Origin of the sequence: Sphingomonas sp., from assembly GCF_035714405.1 — a bacterium.
GTDB lineage: Bacteria > Pseudomonadota > Alphaproteobacteria > Sphingomonadales > Sphingomonadaceae > Sphingomonas.
Map to the genome: position 1 here is coordinate 102,009 of NZ_DASTMA010000028.1, position 19,650 is coordinate 121,658.

A 19,650-nucleotide genomic window follows, 5' to 3' on the forward strand; every position below is an offset into this window, starting at 1 on the left:
CAAAAAGGCATCACCTGTCAGCCGGCGGCGGCGACGATCGCGGCCCAGCCCGCTTCGTCGATGACCCGAATGTTCAGCTCGGCCGCCTTCTTCAGCTTCGATCCGGCGCCGGGGCCGGCGACGATCAGGTCGGTCTTGGCGGAAACGGAGCCCGCGACCCGCGCGCCCAGCGCCTCCGCCTGCGCCTTGGCCTCGTCGCGCGACAGCGTCTCGAGCGAGCCGGTGAAGACGATCGTCTTGCCGCTCACTTCCGAGTCGCGGCTCGCGACCACGAAGGGGGGTGGCGATAACTCGCCGAGCAGGTCGTCCCAGGCGGTGCGGTTGTGCGGCTCGTGGAAGAAGTCGCCCAGCGCCGCAATCACGCTTGGACCGACGCCGTCGATCAACTGCAACTGGTGCAGCGCATCCGGATCGTCGCCGCGCGCCCCCTCGGCCGCTTCACGCAGCGCGGGCAAGGTGCGGAACGCCCTCATCAGGTCGCGCGCGGTGATGCTGCCCACATGGCGGATGCCGAGCCCGAACAGCAGCCGTGCCGCATCGGGCGTGCGCTTCGCCTCGATCGCGGCGAGCAGCGCCTCGACCGACTTCGCCTGCCAGCCCTCACGCCCGATCAGCGCCTCGCGGTGCTCGCGCAGACGGAAGATGTCGGCGGGCTCGGCGATCCAGCCAAGATCGAGGAACTCGACCAGCGTCTTCTCGCCCAATCCCTCGATATCGAGCGCCCCTCTGCTGACGAAGTGCCGCAGCCGCTCCAGCCGCTGCGCCGGGCAGATCAGCCCGCCGGTGCAGCGGATGTCGACCTCCCCGGCCTCGGCCACCGCCTCACTGCCGCAGGCGGGGCAATGGTCCGGAAAAGCGAAGGCGGGCCGGTCCTCCTGGCGGGTCAGATTCTCGACGATCTGCGGGATCACGTCGCCCGCGCGCTGCAGGATTACCCGGTCGCCGGGCCGGACACCCAGCCGCGCGATCTCGTCGGCGTTGTGCAGCGTCGCGTTGGTGACGACCACGCCGCCGACCGTGACCGGCTCCAGCCGTGCCACCGGGGTCAGCTTGCCGGTGCGCCCCACCTGGATGTCGATGGCGTTCAAGGTCGTCTGCGCGCGCTCGGCCGGGAATTTGTGTGCGATCGCCCAGCGCGGTGCGCGGCCGACGATGCCGAGCCGCGCCTGCCAGTCGAGTCGGTCCAGCTTGTAGACGACTCCGTCAATGTCGAACGCCAGGTCTGCCCGCCCGGCTTCGATCGCGCGATAGGCCTCCAGCGCTTCTTCGAGGTTCGAACAGGTGCGAAAGCCCTCGGCGATCGGAAAACCCCAACCTCGCAGCGCCGCGACCACCGCCGACTGGGTATCGCCCGGCAGCGCCCCGGCCTCGCCCCAGCCATGCGCCAGAAACCGCAAGGGCCGACCGCGCGTGACGCTCGCGTCCTTCTGTCGCAGCGAACCGGCGGCAGCGTTGCGCGGGTTGGCGAACTGGCGCGCGCCCTCGCCACCCTCGGCCAGCAGGCGGGCGTTGAGGGCGGAGAAAGCCGCCTTTTCCATATAGACCTCGCCACGGACCTCGAAGATCGCCGGCGCATCGCCGGCAAGAGCCTGCGGGATGTCGCCGATCGTCGTGACATTGGCGGTGACGTCCTCCCCAACCGCGCCATCGCCGCGGGTTAGCGCCTGGATCAACCGGCCACCTTCATAGCGCAGCGAGCAGGACAGCCCGTCGATCTTGGGCTCGGCGGTCAGCACGACCGGCTCCTCATCGCCGAGCTTCAGGAAGCGGCGGACGCGGGCGACGAACTCGCGCACCTCCTCGTCGCTGAAGGCATTGTCGAGGCTGGTCATCGGCCGCGCATGCGCGACCTTGGCCAGATGCCCAGCCGGCGCGGCGCCGACTTGGCGGCTCGGCGAGTCGGTGCGGACGAGCTGCGGGAAGGCGGCCTCGATCGCCTGGTTGCGTCGCATCAGCGCGTCGTATTCGGCGTCCGAGATCTCAGGCGCATCCTCGGTGTGATAGCGCCGGTTGTGGTGCGCGATCTCGCCCGCCAGCCGCTCCAGCGCGGCGGCGGCGTCGGTCTCGGTGGTCGGCAACGCGGTCATGACAGAGACGGTAGGGGAGGGCGTCCACCCCCCGCAAGGCTCAGCCGAGCCACCAGCCCGGCCATCCGGCGACGACCACGCCGCTCCACAGCAACACGCCGGGTACCGGACGCCAGTCGAACGCCGCCATGATTGCAATTCCGGCCAGTATGTTTCGCACCGCCGCTGCCGCTGCGGCCAGCGCCCACAGCATTGTCCACAGCCATGGCCCGCCTCGAATGGGAGCGGCGAGCGCGAGCAGGACGACAGCGCCGAACGCAATCACCGACACGATGGTGATCGTCGCCCCGACTGGGAGCATGCCCAGCGCGATCCGAGCTTCGCGGCGATGGGCGCGAGAGGTGAGTTCGCTGCCCATCATGCCGCCTCCAACAGCCGGTCGGCCTGTGCCCGCGCCTCCGCAGTCACCGCCGCGCCGGACAACATCCGTGCGATCTCCTCCCGGCGCTCGTCCTCATTCAGCGCACGCACGCCGGTGCGGGTGACGGTGCCATCGTGGCTCTTGGCGATCAGCAGGTGCTGTGCCCCCCGCGCGGCGACCTGCGGGCTATGAGTGACGACCAGCAGCTGCGTGCCCTCGGCCAGCCGCTGCAACCGCTCGCCGATCGCCGACGCGACCGCACCGCCGACGCCGCGATCGACCTCGTCGAACACCATCGTCCGTGCGCCCCCGCGCTCGGCCAGCGCGACCTTGAGCGCGAGCACGAAGCGCGACAGCTCGCCGCCGCTGGCGATCTTGACCAGCGGCGCAAAGGGCGCGCCGGGGTTGGTCGAGATCTCGAACTCGACCCGGTCGCGACCTGATGCGGACCAGCCATCCTCATCCAGTCCGCTGATCGCGGTGCGGAACTGCGCCGCGTCAAGCTTGAGCGGTTTCAGCTCGCGCGCGACGGCCATATCCAACCGCTCGCCTGCCTCCGCCCGCGCCGTGGTCAGCGCCGCCGCCGCCTTCGCATACTCTGCGCGCGCGCTCGCCACGGCTGCTTCCAGCGCCGCCATGCCCTCTTCGCCCGCGTCCAACCGATCGACCTTGCCGCGCAGGTCTTCGGCGAGGGACGCGAGATCGTCGGGCTGGACCCGGTGCTTGCGGGCCATCGCGCGCAGCTCGAACAGCCGCGCCTCGTCCGCCTCCTGCGCGCGCGGATCGAACTCCAGCGCGCGCGCCGCCTCGCGCAATTGGTCCTCGGCCGCCGCGCCTTCGATCACCGCGCGATCGACCGCGCCAAGAGCATCGGCCAGCGCGGGATGATCGGCTGCGATCCGCTCCAGCACCCGCGCCGCCTGGCGCAGGCGCGCAAGTCCACCATCCGAGCCCTCCAGATGCTTGGCCACCGTGGCGAGATCGTCGGCGACCTTTTCCGCGCGCTGCATCCCACGCCGTCGGTCGGCGAGCGTCTCCTCTTCGCCGGGTTCCGGGGCGAGTGCCTCCAGTTCGGCGACGGCGTGCTCGAGCCAGTCGCGGTCCGCCTGAGCGGTGGCGATCTCGCCCCGCGCCGCCGCCAGCGCCCCCTCGGCGGCGCGCAGCCGCTGCCAAGCGTCTGCCGTGGGCCGCATGTCCACCCGGCCGAACCGGTCGAGCATCGCCCGATGCCCGGCGGGCGCTAGGAGTCCGCGATCGTCATGCTGGCCATGAACCTCGACCAGATGCGTGCCCAGCTCGCGCAGCAAGGCCGCGGACGCCGGCTGATCGTTGACGAAGGCGCGGCTGCCGCCGTCCGCCTTGACCAGCCGGCGTACGATCAGCGGTTCGCCGGGCTCGACCTCCAGCCCGCTGTCCGCGAGCAGCGCGGCGAGCGCCTCCCCGGAAGCCTCGAAGCTCGCGGTCACCACCGCCTGCGTCGCGCCGTGCCGGACCAGCCCGGTATCCCCGCGCGCGCCCAGCGTCAGTCCGAGCGCGTCGAGCAGGATTGACTTGCCCGCGCCGGTCTCGCCGGTCAGCACGCCCAGGCCGGCGTCGAACTGCAAGTCCAGCGCCTCGATCAGCACCACGTCACGGATGGAAAGCGCGGTCAGCATCGCGGTGGCATATAGCGCGGGTTGTCGGGGAACGGGAGGGGAACCGGCGTCCCTGCGTTTGGAGCTTGCCCCTGATCCCTCCCCGGCGAAAGCCGGGGCCCAGTCGGCCGCGCCGGGGTTTAGCGGCAATCTTATTAGGATAACAGCATCTGGGCCCCGGCTTCCGCCGGGGGAGGGTGCCAAAGCCTCAGTTCGGTGTCGGCGTCGTCGTACTCGGCGCGGTGTTCCCCGGCGTGGTCGTCGCCGGTCCGGCGTCGGCACCGGAAGGTGCCGTGGTCGTGGCATCGGTACTGCGTGGCGCGTCCGCAGTCGCCGTGCCGGTGCCGGCGTCACCCGGCAGCGACTTCGCCTGCGCACCCGGCGTCCCCGGCGGGATCGCGGCGCCCGCCTGCACGGCGGCGAGCTGCTGACCCGGATGCTGCTGCATCAACTTGTACGCGCGGTCATACCACGTCGTGCCCGAATAGTTCGCGCCCAGCACCGCCGCGGCCTTTTGCGCCTCCATCGGCACACCCAGCGACAGATAGGCTTCGACCAGCCGCATCAGCGCCTCGGGCGTGTGGGTCGTAGTCTGATATTGTTCGACGACGTTGCGGAAGCGCAGCGACGAGGCGAGCCACTGACCCCGCGTCGCATAGAAGCGTCCGACCTCCATCTCCTTGCCGGCGAGATGGTCATTGACCAGATCGACCTTCAGCCGCGCATCGGCGGCATAGCGGCTGTTCGGATACCGTCGCGACAGCTCGCCCAGCGAGTCGAGCGCCTGGCGCGTGATCTTCTGGTCGCGCGTGACGTCCTGGATCTGCTCGTAATAGCCGAGTGCGACCAGATAATAGGCATAGGGCGCGTCGCGGTTGCCGGGGTGCACCGCCAGGAAGCGCTGCGCCGACTGGATCGAGTTGGTGTAGTCCCGATCGAGATAATAGGAGAAGGCGCTCATCAGCTGCGCGCGCCGCGCCCAGACCGAATAGGGATGCTGGCGCTCGACCTCGTCGAAAAGCGCCGCCGACTCCTTGTAACGGCCTTGGTCGAGCCGCGTCTTCGCCGCCGAATAAAGTGTGCCGACATCACGCGCGACATAGGGCGTGTCGCCACGGGCACCGCCGCGACCGGCGCAGGCGGCGAGCGGGAGTGCAACGGCGGCGAGAAGCGCGAGGGTGAGGGCACGGGATCGTAGGATACGCATGGGTAGGGCCTTTAGCGCGCGCCGCGGGTGAGGCATAGACCCGCTTTGCCGCTGCCGCGCCGAGCCGAAAGGAAGCCATGCCCGCCACCCTGTTGCAGACTCATCGCGTCGAGAAGCCCTGGGGCCGGCACGATCTGTGGCCCGGCTTTGCCGATGCCGCGCCCGCGGACCAGCCGGTGGGCGAAGTCTGGTACAAGGCGCCGGGCGACGACACGCCGGACCTGCTCGTCAAATATCTGTTCACGGGCGAGAAGCTGTCGATCCAGGTCCATCCCGACGACGAGCAGGCCCATGCGCGCGGCCTGCCACGCGGCAAGGACGAGTGCTGGACCATTCTCGCCGCCGAGCCCGGCGCGACCATCGCGCTCGGCACCAAGGGGCACCCCGACAAGGCCACGCTCGCCCAGGCCGCGCGCGATGGCACGATCGAGGCGCTGCTCGATTGGCGAGCAGTCAAGGCCGGCGACTTCCTTTATTGTCCGTCGGGGACGATCCACGCGATCGGCGGCGGACTGACGCTGATCGAGGTGCAGCAGAATTCGGAAACCACCTATCGCCTGTTCGATTACGGCAGCGATCGCGAACTGCATCTGGACGACGGCATGGCGGTGGCGAAGGCCGAGCCCTACCACCCGATCGCCGCGCCGCGACCGGCCGGCGCCGGCCGCCAGATCAAGGTCGAGGGGCCGAAATTCGTCCTCGAACGCTGGGCCGGCGGCGAGCATCAGGTGGTGCTGGAGGAAGGGCGGACCGGGTGGCTGGTGGTCATCAAGGGCGCGGGCGAGGTGGCCGGCGTCGCCTTCGGCGCGGGTGAGTGCGTAACGGTGACGGGGCGCGAAACGGTGCGGTCGGGCGACGACGCCGATCTCCTTTTCGCTTATCCGGGCACACAGCGGATGACGGTATAGGCGCGAACCGGCTCTTCCGCGGCGGAGGGTAGGGCAGGGTGGTGAACCTCCGACTGCTCGGCTAACAGCCCCCGCATGGCCCACCCCGGCGCCCCTTCGCCGCAGGCCGGCCATGCCCCCGCGTCCGCGCGTGCCGAACTCGGCGCGCTGTCCCGGCTCGCGGCGCCGATCGTCGGCGCCAATCTGCTCCATATGGCGGTGTTTGCGGTCGACGTCGTGTTCGTCGCGCGGCTCGGCACCACCGAGCTTGCCGCCGCGACGCTCGCGGTGTTCCTGTTCAACGTCCTGTGCTGGGCGCTGATCGGGCTCACCTCGGCGGCCGAGCCGCTGATCGCCGCCGGGATCGGCCGGCGGGTCGGGGCGGTCCGCGACACCCGCCGCTCGTTCCGCGCCGGGCTGTGGCTCGGCGCGCTGGCGAGCGGCCCGATCATGCTGCTGATGTGGCAGGGCGAGGCGCTGTTCGTCGCGCTCGGCCAGGATCCGGTGGTCGCGGCGCGCGCGGGCGCGTTCCTGCGCATCGCCGCCTGGGGCGTGCCCTTCGCGGTCGCTTCCGGGCTGATGCGGCTGACCGCCGCGGCGCTCGGGCGAGCAGGCTGGGCCTTTGTCGTCACCGCGCTCGCGCTCGGCGTCGCGATACTGGGCAATTGGGCGCTGGTGTTCGGCCATCTCGGGATGCCGGCGCTGGGGCTCGAGGGTTCCGCACTCGCGGGTGTGCTGGTGTCGATCGCGATGTGCTTTGCCTATGCCGCGATCTTCCGACTGGACCGGCGGCTCAGGCGTTTCCAGCTGTGGGGTCGCTGGTGGCGGCCGGACTGGGCGCGCATGGGCGAGGTGGCGAGGCTCGGCGCGCCGATCGCGGCGACCTGGACCTTCGAAGGCGGGCTGTTCGGCGGCGCGGCGCTGCTGATGGGGCTGATCGGCCCGGTCGAGGTCGCTGCCCACGCCGTTGCGCTCAACGTCGCTGCGGTGATCTATCAGATCCCGTTCGGCATCGCGCAGGCGGCGACGATCCGCGTCGGCATGGCCTATGGCGCCATCGACCATCGCTGGATCGCGCGCGCCGGCAACACCGCGCTGATGCTGGGCATCGGCGTGATGGCGGTGACGGCGCTGATCACCTGGGCGGTGCCGGGGCTGTTCGTCGCCGTATATCTTGATCGCGAACTGCCCGACACCGCCGCCGCCGAGGCGCTCGCGATCAAATTGCTGGGCGTGGCGGCGGTGTTCCAGCTGATGGACGGCGCACAGGCGGTCGCGCAGGGCGTGCTGCGCGGCCTGCAGGACACGCGCGTGTCGATGCTGGTGGCGCTGGGTGGCTATTGGGTGATCGGCTTCGGCACCGCCGCGCTACTTGGCTTTCGTACGCCGCTCGGCGCGGTCGGCATCTGGTGGGGGCTGGCGACGGGGCTCGCGGTGGTGTCGGTGCTACTGATCTGGCGTTGGTCCGCGCGCGGTCGGCTGGGCCTGCTGCCAAGCTGAATTTCTGTTCAGCCCCGTTGACGGACGGTGGCGCGCGTCACATATGCGCCCTGCTGGCACTCGACTCCGGTGAGTGCCAAAAACCTGTCACAAACGTTAGAGGGACACGCCTCCATGAACTTTCGTCCGTTGCACGACCGCGTTCTCGTACGCCGCGTCGAGGCTGAAGAGAAGACCGCGGGCGGGATCATCATCCCCGACACCGCCAAGGAAAAGCCCCAGGAGGGCGAGGTCGTCGCCGCCGGCACCGGCGCGCGCTCCGAGTCCGGCGAGGTCCATCCGCTGGAGGTCAAGGCCGGCGACCGCGTCCTGTTCGGCAAGTGGTCCGGGACCGAGGTCAAGGTCGACGGCGAGGACCTGCTGATCATGAAGGAGTCGGACATCCTCGGGATCGTCGGCTGAACCTTCGTCGGGGCCGCTTCCGGCTCTGACGTAGCATGTACATCGTGAACTTCCAGATTTGAAAGGGTAGCCACCATGGCAGCCAAGGACGTGAAATTCTCCCGCGACGCCCGCGAGCGCATCCTGCGCGGCGTCGACATCCTCGCCGACGCGGTCAAGGTCACGCTGGGGCCCAAGGGCCGCAACGTCGTCATCGACAAGAGCTTCGGCGCGCCGCGCATCACCAAGGACGGCGTCACCGTCGCCAAGGAGATCGAGCTCAAGGACAAGTTCGAGAACATGGGCGCGCAGATGCTGCGCGAAGTGGCCTCGAAGACCAACGACAACGCCGGTGATGGTACCACCACCGCCACCGTGCTCGCCCAGGCGATCGTCCGCGAGGGCATGAAGTCGGTTGCCGCCGGCATGAACCCGATGGACCTGAAGCGCGGCATCGATCTCGCCGTGATCACGGTCGTCGAGGACCTGAAGGCGCGCTCCAAGCCGGTCTCGGGCTCGTCCGAGATCGCACAGGTCGGCATCATCTCGGCCAACGGCGACACCGTCGTCGGCGAGAAGATTGCGGAAGCAATGGAGAAGGTCGGCAAGGAAGGCGTCATCACGGTCGAGGAGGCCAAGGGCCTCGATTTCGAGCTGGACGTCGTCGAGGGCATGCAGTTCGACCGCGGCTATCTGTCGCCCTACTTCATCACCAATCCGGAGAAGATGACGGTCGAGCTCGCCGATCCGTTCATCCTGATCCACGAGAAGAAGCTGTCGAACCTGCAGGCGATGCTCCCGATCCTGGAAGCCGTCGTCCAGTCGGGTCGCCCGCTGCTGATCATCGCCGAGGACATCGAGGGTGAGGCACTCGCCACGCTGGTGGTCAACAAGCTGCGCGGCGGCCTCAAGGTCGCGGCCGTCAAGGCGCCGGGCTTCGGCGATCGCCGCAAGGCGATGCTGGAAGACATCGCGATCCTGACCAAGGGCGAGATGATCTCCGAGGATCTCGGCATCAAGCTGGAGAGCGTGACCACCGCGATGCTCGGCTCGGCCAAGCGCGTCACGATCGACAAGGACAACACCACCATCATCGACGGTGCGGGTGAAGCCGATGCGATCAAGGGCCGCACCGAGGCGATCCGGCAGCAGATCGAGAACACGACCAGCGATTACGACAAGGAGAAGCTCCAGGAGCGTCTTGCCAAGCTCGCCGGTGGTGTCGCGGTCATCAAGGTCGGCGGCGCGTCCGAGGTCGAGGTCAAGGAGCGGAAGGATCGCGTCGACGACGCGCTCCATGCGACCCGCGCGGCCGTCGAAGAAGGCATCGTTCCCGGCGGCGGCACCGCACTCCTCTACGCCACCAAGGCGCTCGAGGGCACGACCGGCGCCAACGATGACCAGACGCGCGGCATCGACATCGTGCGCAAGTCGCTGACGACGCTGGTCCGCCAGATCGCCAGCAACGCCGGGCACGACGGCGCGGTGGTCTCGGGCAAGCTGCTCGAGGGCAACGACCCGACGATGGGCTTCAACGCCCAGACCGAGAAGTACGAGAACCTGGTCGAGGCCGGCGTGATCGACCCGACCAAGGTCGTGCGCACGGCACTGCAGAACGCGGCGTCGGTCGCCGGCTTGCTGATCACCACCGAGGCGGCGGTCAGCGAAATGCCCGAGGACAAGCCGGCAATGCCGATGGGCGGCGGCGGCATGGGCGGCATGGGCGGCATGGACTTCTGATTTCGCACGCGGGCAGCGAAAGCTGCCCGCGACACGAGATCAGAACGGCGAGCAGGCAGGCGTCGTTCGCCGGTCTCGCCTGACGTCACGGCACGGCTTTGCCGGGTCGATACCATCATGAGAAGGGTCGGAGCGTACCAGCGTTCCGACCCTTCTTTTGTTGGATTCGGCATGATATCCTGCCGGCATGGCAAGCGAATTCGCGCTCTTCGGCGCCGGTCTTCTCGCCGTGAAGAGTTCCTTGAGACTGATTTCGGCCGACGATTGGCGCTGATGCCGCCAACTTCGACAACTTCGCACATCCCCTGACAGGCTGGTCCGATCCGTTAACCATGGCTGGCGCAAAGAACACGACGATGCGCCGTGCCGCCTTTCCGCTGTCCGTCCTCGTCATGGGCGCGCTCCTCTACCTGGCGTGGATGCACCCGGCGGTGCTGTGGCCCACCAACGTCGGCTGGCTGCTGATCGGTGAGGATCGCGGGCAAAGCGCACTGGGCCTCGCCGCTTACCTGCGCGCGGGCGGCCCCGGCTTGCATCAGTCGCTGCTGTTGGCGCCGGACGGCACCACGCTGCTGTTCACCGACAGCATCCCGTTGCTGGGCCTGCTGCTCAAACCCTGGTCGGGATTGCTGCCCCCCGGAACGCAGTTCCTCGGTGCCTGGTATCTGCTGTGCGTGTTGCTGCAGGTCGGGTTCGCGGCGGCGCTGATCCGCCGCTACGCCGCTGAGCCGATCGCCGCCTGGGCGGGCGTGGCGGTGCTCGCGGCGATGCCGGTGCTGTTCAACCGCTACGGCCATCCCAGCCTGTGCGCGCAGTGGCTGCTGCTATGGGCGCTGTGGGTCTATGTGGACCCGGGCCGGGCTGCGCGGCCGGCCTGGTGGGCGGCGATTCTGGCGGTGGCGGCGCTGGTGCACAGCTATTTTTTGCTGATGGTCGCGGCCGTCTGGGCGAGCGCGCTGTTGGAGCAGTGGGTCCGCGGACGTGATCGATTGAAGACTTTGGCTGGTGCGGCCGCGGCGCTGCTACCTGCGCTGGCACTGCTATGGCTGAACGACGCGTTCGGCGGGCCCTATGGCTCCACCCACAGCTATGGCCAGTTTCCCGCGGCGCTCGACGCCTGGTGGAACCCGGCCAACCCCGGCTACACGGCGCTGTCGTTCTCCTCGCCCGCCATGCCGGAGGGGCGAGGGTTCGAGGGCTTCAACTATCTCGGCGCCGGACTTCTCGTCTTGGTGGCGCTCGCCGCGCTGCAGGTCGCGACCGGACGTCTGGAGGAGCAACGCCGCGCCTTGCTGAGCCGCCTCGCATGGCTGTTGCCGGCGTATGCCGTCCTGGCGCTGGTGGCGATCGGACCGGCGCCGGTCTGGCGTGGACAGCCGCTGTTTCTCGGCGGGCTGCCGGGCTGGCTCGTGGATGCGCTCGATCCGGTTCGGGCGTCGGGACGGCTGCTGTGGCCGTTGACCTACACCCTTGCTTTCGCGGCGATCGTCTGCGCGACCACATGGCGCAAGTCGGCGCTGGTGCTGACCAGCGCGCTGGCGTTGCAGGTCGTCGATCTCGCACCGATGCTGAGCGCCGTCAGAGCCACCAGCGCGCGGGCCGATAGCGGCCAAGTCTATGCGCGTACCACCGATCCAGCCTGGCAAAGGCTGATCGCACAGGCAGGGGACGTGCAGTTCGAGCCGGCCGAGCCATTCCGCGACCTGCAACTGATGCAGGAGATCAGCTGGCGAGCCGTGCTCGCCTGCCGCCCGACGCGCTACACCTATTCGTCGCGTCTGGCGCTCGCGACGCGCCGGCGGTTGGCCGCCGACGCTGCGGCATTCCGCGCCGGACGGCTCGTGCCGACGCGCCTTTATGTCCTGTTGGGCGATGAGGCAGCGCCGGCAGCGGTCGCTGGACGTATCCGGTCGATCGACAGCGTCCGCGTCATCCCCCCGGCCCGGATCGCGCCGCCCGCTAGCTGTTCTTGAGGAACTCGGTCAGCTTCTTGACCTCCTGGCTGCGCCCGCGCGGCAGGATCAGCACGTCGTTGCCCGCGGCGACGACGATCAGATCCTCCACGCCAACCAGCGCGACGCGAACTCCGTCGCTGCGGACGAGGCAATTGCGCGTGTCGATCGCGACCACATCGCCCCCATGCGCGTTGCCGGCCGCATCGCGATCGCTGATTGCGTGGAGCGCATCCCAGCTGCCGACATCGCTCCAACCCATCGCCACGGGCACGACCGCGACGCGATCGGCTTTCTCCATCACGGCATAGTCGACCGATTCGTCGGGACAGGCGGCGAACTCGCCTCCATCGGGGATCAGGTGAGAACCTTGCGTAGTCGCCTTCCTCATCGCCGCCTCTGCAGCGACCAGAATCGCGGGCGCGTGCTGGGCCAGCGCCTGAAGATACATGTCGGCGCGGAACAGGAAGATGCCGCCGTTCCAGCTATGATCGCCTGCCGCGAGCATTGCCTCGGCCGCATCGCGGGGGGGCTTTTCGACGAAGCGGCGTACGCGGAAGACACCCTCTCCGATCGCATCGCCGCGCTGGATCCAGCCATAGCCGGTCTCGGGTGCCTGCGGTTCGATGCCGAAGGTCGCCAGCCAGCCCTGCGCGACCAGCGGCAAGGCGCGCGCGACGGCGGCGTGGAAGGCGTCGACATCGGCGATGACGTGGTCCGACGGCATCACCAGCAAGGCTTCCTCGCCGCCACCCGTCGCCAAGGCCGCGAGTGCGATCGCCGGCGCGGTGTTACGGCCGACCGGCTCCAGCAACACGCATTGCGCTACGATACCCGCCGCGGTCAGCTGCTCGCTCACCAGATCGGCATGCCGGGCGTTCGCCACCACGACCGGCGCCGCGAAGGCGTCGCCGATGGTCCGGCCGGCGGTCAGCTGAAGCATGGTTTGCTCGGCGGTGAGCGCCAGCAGCTGCTTGGGACGCTCGGGCCGGGACATCGGCCATAACCGAGTGCCCGATCCGCCGGAGAGGATCACGGGGATGATCTGACGAACGCTCATGGCGCAGCTCTAATGCAGATCAGCCAACAGACCAACCTTCACGCTTCGTTTGCCAATGCCCGCGTAGGAGCGCCGGCAGGGTGTCGGTTCGCTTGACACCTTGGCGGGAACACGAGTGGCGCGATGATCAGGCTGTTCAAGCATTATGTGCCCCACGCCGTGCTGATGCTCGGGCTGGTGGACGCGGCGCTGTTGCTCTTGTCGGCGGAAGCGGGCTGGGCGGTGCGGGCATACCAGATCGGCATGGACATGCCGCCCGTCACCGATCGCCTGCCGCAGCTCCTGTCTTTCGCCACTGCGCTGCAGGTGTCGCTGGTCGCGGTCGGTGCGTACGGGGTCGGTTCGTTCCTGTCGCTTCGCTTTGCGGCCGCCAGGCTCGCGGTGGCGGTTGCATTGGGCGTGCTGTTCCTTTCGACGCTTTACTTCATGCTGCCGTCGATCAGCTTCTGGCGGTCCAACCTCCTCTATTCGATGGTGTTCGCTTGCGTGTCGCTGGTCAGCGTACGCGCGCTCCTCGGGCGACTGTTGGGCGGAGAGACCTTTCGACGTCGCGTGGTGGTGCTCGGCGCCGGACGCCGGGCCGCGCAGATCCGCGAACTGGCGATGCAGCCGGGCGCGAACTTCATCGCCGCGGGGTTCGTCGCCATGGGTGAACCCACCCAAGCCGTGCCAGACGCCGTACCGCGTGGAGCGATCACCAATCTCGGCGCGTATGTCACCGACCTGCGCGCGTCCGAGGTGGTGCTGGCGCTGGAGGAGCGGCGCAATGCCCTGCCACTCGGCGACCTGTTGCGGGTCCGAACCGCAGGGGTTCAGGTTTGTGAGATATCGACCTTCCTGGAGCGCGAGACCGGGCGGATCGATCTCGCCAGCGTCAGCCCCTCCTGGCTGATCTTCTCCGACGGCTTCGCGTCGGGGCGGATGATCTCCAGCGTCGTCAAACGGGCGTTCGACATCGTCGCGAGCCTGTTGCTGTTGGTGCTCACGCTGCCGCTCATGCTGCTCGCGGCGCTGGCGATCAAATTGGAAAGCAAGGGGCCTGCTCTCTACCGACAGCGTCGTGTTGGATTGTACAATCAGGCGTTCGATATCCTGAAGTTGCGCTCGATGCGGGTCGATGCCGAGGTGGCCGGCAAGGCGCAATGGGCAGCCAAGGACGACCCGCGCGTGACCCGCGTCGGGCGCTTCATCCGCAAGGTCCGCATCGATGAGCTGCCGCAGACCTGGACCGTATTGAAGGGGGAGATGAGCTTCGTCGGACCGCGCCCGGAGCGGCCGCACTTCGTCAACGAACTCGAGCAGCAGCTACCCTATTATGCCGAACGCCACATGGTGAAGCCGGGCATCACCGGTTGGGCGCAGATCAACTATCCCTATGGGGCATCGGTCGAGGACGCGCGCCACAAGCTGGAATACGATCTTTATTATGCGAAGAACTATTCGCCTTTTCTGGACCTGCTGATCCTGTTGCAGACGTTGCGCGTCGTGCTCTGGCCGTCAGGCGCGCGGTGACGGCCCAGCTCATCCTTTGGGGCTATGCGCTGGCGGCGCTGTTGTTCGCCGCTGGTGCCTTGGCGGAGTGGCGGCGGCGGCGCGGCGGTTGGCCGTCGGTCGCCTTTGCCGCGGCCCTCGGCCTGTCGGCGCTGTGGGCGCTGGCGGTCGCGGGGATCGGCCCCGGCGATCTCAGCACTCGGGTGATGGAAGCATTTCGCAACTTCGCCTGGCTCGGGTTCGCCTTCGCGCTCGTGCGACGCGAACCGACCAGCGGCTGGACGCTGAGTGCTGTGTATCTGGCGGTCGGTGCGGTGATCGTCGCCGGCCTGGGGCTGGCGATTGCACAAGCCGAAACCGCCTCGTCGAATGTGAAGGACGAGCTCGCGACCGCGATGCTGGTGTTCCGCATGATGGCTACAGCGGGCGCGCTGGTGCTGGCGCGGCACCTTTATGGCGCCTCGGCGGGAAGCGGTATCAGGCCGATCGCAGCGGGGCTGGCGACCCTATGGGGAGGGGACTTGCTACTGTTCGCGGTCGCCTATGCGCAGCCGAACTGGGGTGGCGGGCTGGTCGCGACACGCGGGTTGACCGCCGTCGCGGTGGCGTTGTTCCTGGCGGTGTCGGTGCAGCGACGCGACCGATGGACGCTGGCGCTGTCGCGGCCGGCGGCGACCAACGCGCTGATCGCCATGGCGCTGGTCTGTTACCTCGGTCTTGTCGCCTGCCTGACGGCGGTTGCGGCGGCGTGGGGCGGCGAGCATGCGCGCGCGCTGCAGGCGGGCGTGGTGATCGGCGCGGCGGCGGCGCTGCTGACGTTGATCTCCACCTCGTGGCTGGGTGCCTGGGTCAAGGTGAAGCTCGCCAAGCACCTGTTTCGTCACCGCTATGACTATCGGGTCGAATGGCAACGTTTCACCGACACGCTCGGAACCGCCGGCGAACCGCTCGAACGACGGGTGATCACTGCCGTGGCCCGGCTGCTCGATGCCCCGGCCGGCCTGTTGCTGACTGCCGATGGCGGCCAGCTGAGCGCAAGCGCGGCGTGGCAGTGGGACGCGGGCGAAGCGTGCAACGCCCCGCTTGCCGCGCATCTGCTGGAGACGCGTCGGATAGTCGAGCTCGATGCGGTGCGGCGGGGGCAGGCCCCGGCGGATGCGGCGTTGCTTCCCGCCTGGGTGCTCGCGCGCGCCGACGCCTGGTCACTGGTGCCGCTGGTCCATGGCGAGGTGCTGGCGGGCGCGGTGCTGCTCGCCCGGCCACCCATGGCGCGGGCGCTTGATTGGGAGGATTTTGACTTGCTGCGCGTTGCCGGGCGACAGGCGGCGAGCTACCTCGCCGAGGATCGCGCCGGCCGCGCGCTGGCGGAGGCGCAGCGGTTCGAGGAGTTCAACCGCCGCTTCGCGTTCATCCTGCATGACATCAAGAACCTGGTCAGCCAGCAATTGCTGGTCGCGCGCAACGCCGAGCGGCACGCGGCCAACCCGCAGTTCCGTGCCGACATGGTCGCGACGCTCAAGGACTCCGCCGATCGGATGACGACGTTGCTCGCCCGCCTGTCGCACCAGGATCGCGGTCCCGCCGAGCCGCTCGCCTCGGTCGACCTGGGGGCATTGGCCGCCCGCGTCGCGCGCGAGCGGCGTGCCCAGCACCCCATTGCCGTCGAGTCCGCGCCGCTCTGGGCGCACGGCCATCCGCAACGGCTGGAGCAGGTGCTGACGCATCTCGTCCAGAACGCGATCGAAGCGAGCGGCGAGGGCGAGCCGGTAAGCCTGAAGGTTAGCGCGGATGTGGAGCGCGTCGTGATCGAAGTCGCCGATCGTGGCCACGGCATGTCAGCCGCGTTCATGCGCGACGAGCTGTTCCGCCCGTTCAGTTCGACCAAGCCGAGCGGGTTCGGGATCGGCGCCTTCGAGGCGCGGCAACTGGTAAGTGCGATGGGCGGCAGCCTTTCGGTCGAGAGCCGCGAGGGCGAGGGGACGCGCTTCCGCATCGTCCTGCCGGCCGCGCCTGGTTTGGAGGAGGCTGCATGAGCAAGCCCGTGCTGCTCGTCGTCGAGGACGATCCGGGGCTTCAGCGCCAATTGCGCTGGGCTTATGACGGCTACGAGGTCGTGGTTGCCGGCGATCGGGCAGAGGCGCTCGAAGCCGTGCGCGAGTATGCGCCGGCGGTGGTGACGCTCGACCTCGGCTTGCCGCCTGATCCGGACGGCACGGCGGAAGGTTTCGCGACACTGGCTGCCATCCAGGCGATCAGGCCCGACGCCAAGATCATCGTCGCCTCCGGGCATGGCGAACGCGCGTCGGCGCTACAGGCGATCGCCGATGGAGCCTGGGACTTCTATGCCAAGCCAATCGACATCGACCAGCTGGGCCTGATCGTTGCGCGCGCCTTCCACGTCCATGCGTTGGAGGCCGAGAACCGGCGGCTGGCCGCACGAGTCGCGCCGGGCGGCTTTGGCGGCATGGTCTACGCCTCGCCCGAAATGGCGGGCGTGATCCGGACGCTGGAGCGGGTGTCGCCGGCGGACGTCTCGGTCATGCTGCTGGGCGCCAGCGGGACGGGCAAGGAGTTGCTCGCGCGCGGGGTGCACGACGCCTCGCGCCGGCGGGCAGGGCCGTTCGTCGCGATCAATTGCGCCGCGATCCCCGAGCCGCTGCTGGAGAGCGAGCTGTTCGGGCATGAGCGCGGCGCCTTCACCGGCGCGGTGAAGACCGTGGTCGGCAAGGTCGAGCAGGCGGCGGGCGGTACGCTGTTCCTCGACGAGATCGGCGACGTGCCGGCGGCGTTGCAGGTCAAGCTGCTGCGCTTCCTGCAGGAGCGCGTGATCGAGCGGGTCGGTGGGCGCAAGGCGATCCCGGTCGACACGCGCGTGGTCTGCGCCACGCACCAGGATGTCGACGCGATGGTCTCCGACGGGCGGTTCCGCGAGGACCTCTACTATCGCCTCGCCGAGATCGTCGTGCGCATCCCGGCGCTCGCCGAACGAACGGGCGATGCGGCGCTGCTCGCCCAGCATTTCGTCGCCCGTTATGCCGCTTCGCTGAACCCGCAGGTGACGGGGCTCGCGCCCGATGCGCGGGCGGCGGTCGACGGCTGGCGCTGGCCGGGCAACGTCCGCGAGCTGGAGAACCGCATCAAGCGCGCCGTCATCATGGCTGAGGGCAAGCGGGTGACCGCGGCGGACCTCGACCTCGGCACCGCCGACGGCGGCGAGCCGATCGAACTGCGCACCGTGCGCGAGGTGGCCGACCGCAAGGCGATCGCGCGGGCCCTGTCGCGCGCGGACGGCAACATCTCCGGCGCCTCCCGCCTGCTCGGCGTCAGCCGGCCGACCCTTTATGACCTCCTGAAAAGCTACGATCTCCATGCCTGACGTCAGCGCCTATCCCCTGCTTCGTCCCAAGCGGAAGCGTGCGCGGCTGCACGTGCCCCGACCCAGCCAGCAACAGATCCGGCTCGGCGCGGTCCTGCTGCTGGCCGTGGCGCTGCTGGCGGCGCTGCTGTGGGCGAGTCGGACGCCGCCGCAGGATGCCAAGGCCGCGTTGGCGGAGGCGCAGGCGACGCTGCAGGCCGGTAATTACAGCGCCGCGCGCAACAATGCGCGGCGCGCGATCGAGGCGGATCAGCGATCGGCGGCGGCGCACCTGGTGCTCGCCCGTGCGTTGCTGGAGCTGGGCGAGGGGGCTGCGGCCGAGGGCGAACTGGGGCGGGTGCGCGACCTCGGCGCGAGCGTGCCGCGCGTGCTGACCGCGCAGGCGCGGCTGTTGCAGGGCGATGCGGCGGGAGCCTTGCAGGCGGCGCAAGGCGCGGATGCCGTCCGTGTCCGCGCGGAGGCGCTGGCGGCGCAGGGGCAGGGCGCGGCGGCGCAGGCGCTGCTGGAGGACCGCGTGCGGGCGCAGCCGCGCGATGCAGCGGCCTGGACGTCGCTGGGGCAGGTGCGGCTGGCGGCGGGTGAGATGGGCGGCGCGACGGACGCGGCCGACATGGCGGCGCGGCTTGCGCCGGGCGAGCCGCGCGCGCTGACGCTGCGGGGAGAGGTCATACGCGCTCAGTTCGGGCTGCTCGCCGCCTTGCCGTGGTTCGAGGCGGCGTTGCGCCGCGATGCGTACTACCCGCCCACGCTGATCGAGCAGGCGGCGACGCTCGGCGAGGCCGGGCGCTACACGGAGGCGCTGGCGGCGACCCGCAAGGCGCTGCTGGCGAAGCCGGGCAGCGCGCCGGCGCTGTACCTGCAGGCGGTGATCGCGGCGCGCGCGGGCAAGGTCGAGCTGGCCCGGCGGCTGCTGGCGGCGACGGGCGGTGCGCTCGAGGGCACGCCGGGCGTGCTGCTGCTGCGCGGGAGCCTGGATGCGGCAACCGGGCGCGGCGAGGAGGCGGTGACGCGGTGGCGGCGGCTGGTTGCGGCACAGCCGATGAACGTCGCCGGCCGGCGGCTGCTGGGCGCGGCCCTGCTGCGTTCGGGTGATCCGCGCGGGGCACTGGACGTGCTGCGACCGCTCGCGCTGCGGGGCGACGCCGATGGTTATACACTGACACTGGTCGCCCGGGCCTGGGAAGCGGCGGGCGAGCGGGGCGAGGCGGCGGTGTTCCTCGACCGCGCGGCGGCCGGCGCGCAGGGGGCCGCGGGGTTGTTCGCGCCGGACGAGTCGTTGGCGGCGCTGGTCGCCGGTGCGGCGACCGCGCCGGAGGACCCCACCTATGCGCTGGGAGTGATCCGTGGGCTGATGACCTCGGGCGACCGGGCGGGGGCTCTGGCCCGGGCACAGGCGCTTGCCGCCTCGGCGCCGCGTGATCCGGCGGCGTTGCTGGCGTGGGGCGACACACTGTCCGCGGCGGGGCGTCATGTCGAGGCCGCGACCGCGTTCGAGCGTGCGGCCGACCTGCAGTTCGACGAGCCGACCGCGCTGAGGCTGGTCGATGCTCTGGGCCGCGCGGGCAAGCCGGCCGATGCGGCGGCAGCGCTGGCCCTGTATCTGGGGCAGAACCCACAGAGCCTGACCGGGCGAAAGCTGCTCGGCCGTTGGCAGGTCGCCAGTGGACGCTGGGCGGCGGCGATCGAGACGCTGGAGGGTGTGCGGCAACGGGTGGGCAACCGCGACGCGGGCCTGCTCGCCGATCTGGCACTCGCCTATGCGGGCGATGGCGACGGCGCGGTGGCGCGGCTGTATGGGCGGGCGGCGTACCGGTTGCAGCCGATGAACGCGGGCGTCGCCGATGCCTATGGTGTGGCGCTGGCCGAGGCCGGCGAGGTGGCGGGGGCCCGGCAGTTGCTCGACAAAGCGCTGGCGCTGGCACCCGGGCACCCGGTCTATCTCGCGCACCGGCGGAGGCTGGGCTAGACGCGATC

At 69.7% G+C, this 19,650-nt stretch carries 14 protein-coding genes; 9 read left to right on the forward strand and 5 right to left on the reverse strand.

The genetic code is table 11. The annotated features are described in order from the left end of the window. Positions 1-17: 17 nt before the first annotated feature. The 4 genes from ligA to VFQ64_RS15435 all read right to left on the reverse strand — a co-directional run bounded on the left by ligA (position 18) and on the right by VFQ64_RS15435 (position 5,289). Positions 18-2,087 (reverse strand): NAD-dependent DNA ligase LigA, encoded by a 2,070-nt coding sequence (gene ligA, locus VFQ64_RS15420; RefSeq protein ID WP_325104235.1) that lies wholly within the window; start codon positions 2,085-2,087, stop codon positions 18-20. A gap of 40 nt (positions 2,088-2,127) precedes the next feature. After that, complete coding sequence (locus VFQ64_RS15425) at positions 2,128-2,448, reverse strand: hypothetical protein (protein ID WP_325104236.1); 321 nt, start codon at positions 2,446-2,448, stop codon at positions 2,128-2,130. Then, positions 2,445-4,103: a DNA repair protein RecN gene (gene recN / locus VFQ64_RS15430; protein ID WP_325104237.1), complete on the reverse strand. Its 1,659-nt coding sequence runs from the start codon at positions 4,101-4,103 to the stop codon at positions 2,445-2,447. The genes VFQ64_RS15425 and recN overlap by 4 nt, the downstream gene beginning before the upstream one ends. Positions 4,104-4,290: 187 nt before the next feature. Beyond that, positions 4,291-5,289, reverse strand: a complete 999-nt coding sequence (locus tag VFQ64_RS15435; RefSeq protein WP_325104238.1) for an outer membrane protein assembly factor BamD — start codon at positions 5,287-5,289, stop codon at positions 4,291-4,293. A gap of 77 nt (positions 5,290-5,366) precedes the next feature. On the opposite strand from VFQ64_RS15435, the gene VFQ64_RS15440 reads away from it, so the two are divergent. The 5 genes from VFQ64_RS15440 (at position 5,367) to VFQ64_RS15460 (ending at position 11,770) form a co-directional block, all read left to right on the forward strand. Beyond that, positions 5,367-6,197, forward strand: a complete 831-nt coding sequence (locus VFQ64_RS15440) for a phosphoheptose isomerase (RefSeq protein WP_325104239.1) — start codon at positions 5,367-5,369, stop codon at positions 6,195-6,197. A gap of 75 nt (positions 6,198-6,272) precedes the next feature. Further along, positions 6,273-7,676 carry an MATE family efflux transporter gene (locus VFQ64_RS15445; protein WP_325104240.1) on the forward strand — a complete coding sequence of 468 codons (1,404 nt, stop codon included), beginning with the start codon at positions 6,273-6,275 and terminating at the stop codon, positions 7,674-7,676. A 114-nt stretch (positions 7,677-7,790) separates the two neighbouring features. Beyond that, the gene (groES, locus tag VFQ64_RS15450) at positions 7,791-8,078 is read left to right on the forward strand and encodes a co-chaperone GroES (protein ID WP_056531718.1); all 288 of its coding nucleotides are present in this window, start codon (positions 7,791-7,793) and stop codon (positions 8,076-8,078) included. Positions 8,079-8,153: 75 nt separating this feature from the next. Next, entirely contained in the window at positions 8,154-9,797 is a 1,644-nt protein-coding gene (groL, locus tag VFQ64_RS15455; RefSeq protein ID WP_325104241.1) for a chaperonin GroEL, read from the forward strand. 332 nt (positions 9,798-10,129) lie between these two features. After that, positions 10,130-11,770 carry a DUF6311 domain-containing protein gene (locus VFQ64_RS15460; RefSeq protein ID WP_325104242.1) on the forward strand — a complete coding sequence of 547 codons (1,641 nt, stop codon included), beginning with the start codon at positions 10,130-10,132 and terminating at the stop codon, positions 11,768-11,770. On the opposite strand, the gene VFQ64_RS15465 is transcribed toward VFQ64_RS15460, so the two are convergent. Beyond that, positions 11,757-12,809: a mannose-1-phosphate guanylyltransferase/mannose-6-phosphate isomerase gene (locus tag VFQ64_RS15465; RefSeq protein ID WP_325104243.1), complete on the reverse strand. Its 1,053-nt coding sequence runs from the start codon at positions 12,807-12,809 to the stop codon at positions 11,757-11,759. The two genes, VFQ64_RS15460 and VFQ64_RS15465, sit on opposite strands and share 14 nt — an antisense overlap. A gap of 123 nt (positions 12,810-12,932) precedes the next feature. Between VFQ64_RS15465 and VFQ64_RS15470 the strand changes: the two genes are divergently transcribed. The 4 genes from VFQ64_RS15470 to VFQ64_RS15485 are packed head-to-tail and all read left to right on the forward strand — an operon-like array spanning position 12,933 to position 19,642. Continuing rightward, positions 12,933-14,321 carry a TIGR03013 family XrtA/PEP-CTERM system glycosyltransferase gene (locus tag VFQ64_RS15470; RefSeq protein WP_325104244.1) on the forward strand — a complete coding sequence of 463 codons (1,389 nt, stop codon included), beginning with the start codon at positions 12,933-12,935 and terminating at the stop codon, positions 14,319-14,321. Continuing rightward, positions 14,318-16,333: an XrtA/PEP-CTERM system histidine kinase PrsK gene (gene prsK / locus VFQ64_RS15475; RefSeq protein WP_325104245.1), complete on the forward strand. Its 2,016-nt coding sequence runs from the start codon at positions 14,318-14,320 to the stop codon at positions 16,331-16,333. Before VFQ64_RS15470 ends, prsK begins: the two co-directional genes overlap by 4 nt. Continuing rightward, positions 16,330-17,676, forward strand: a complete 1,347-nt coding sequence (gene prsR / locus VFQ64_RS15480) for a PEP-CTERM-box response regulator transcription factor (RefSeq protein ID WP_325104246.1) — start codon at positions 16,330-16,332, stop codon at positions 17,674-17,676. The genes prsK and prsR overlap by 4 nt, the downstream gene beginning before the upstream one ends. Then, the gene (locus tag VFQ64_RS15485) at positions 17,669-19,642 is read left to right on the forward strand and encodes a tetratricopeptide repeat protein (RefSeq protein ID WP_325104247.1); all 1,974 of its coding nucleotides are present in this window, start codon (positions 17,669-17,671) and stop codon (positions 19,640-19,642) included. The genes prsR and VFQ64_RS15485 overlap by 8 nt, the downstream gene beginning before the upstream one ends. Positions 19,643-19,650 lie beyond the last annotated feature (8 nt).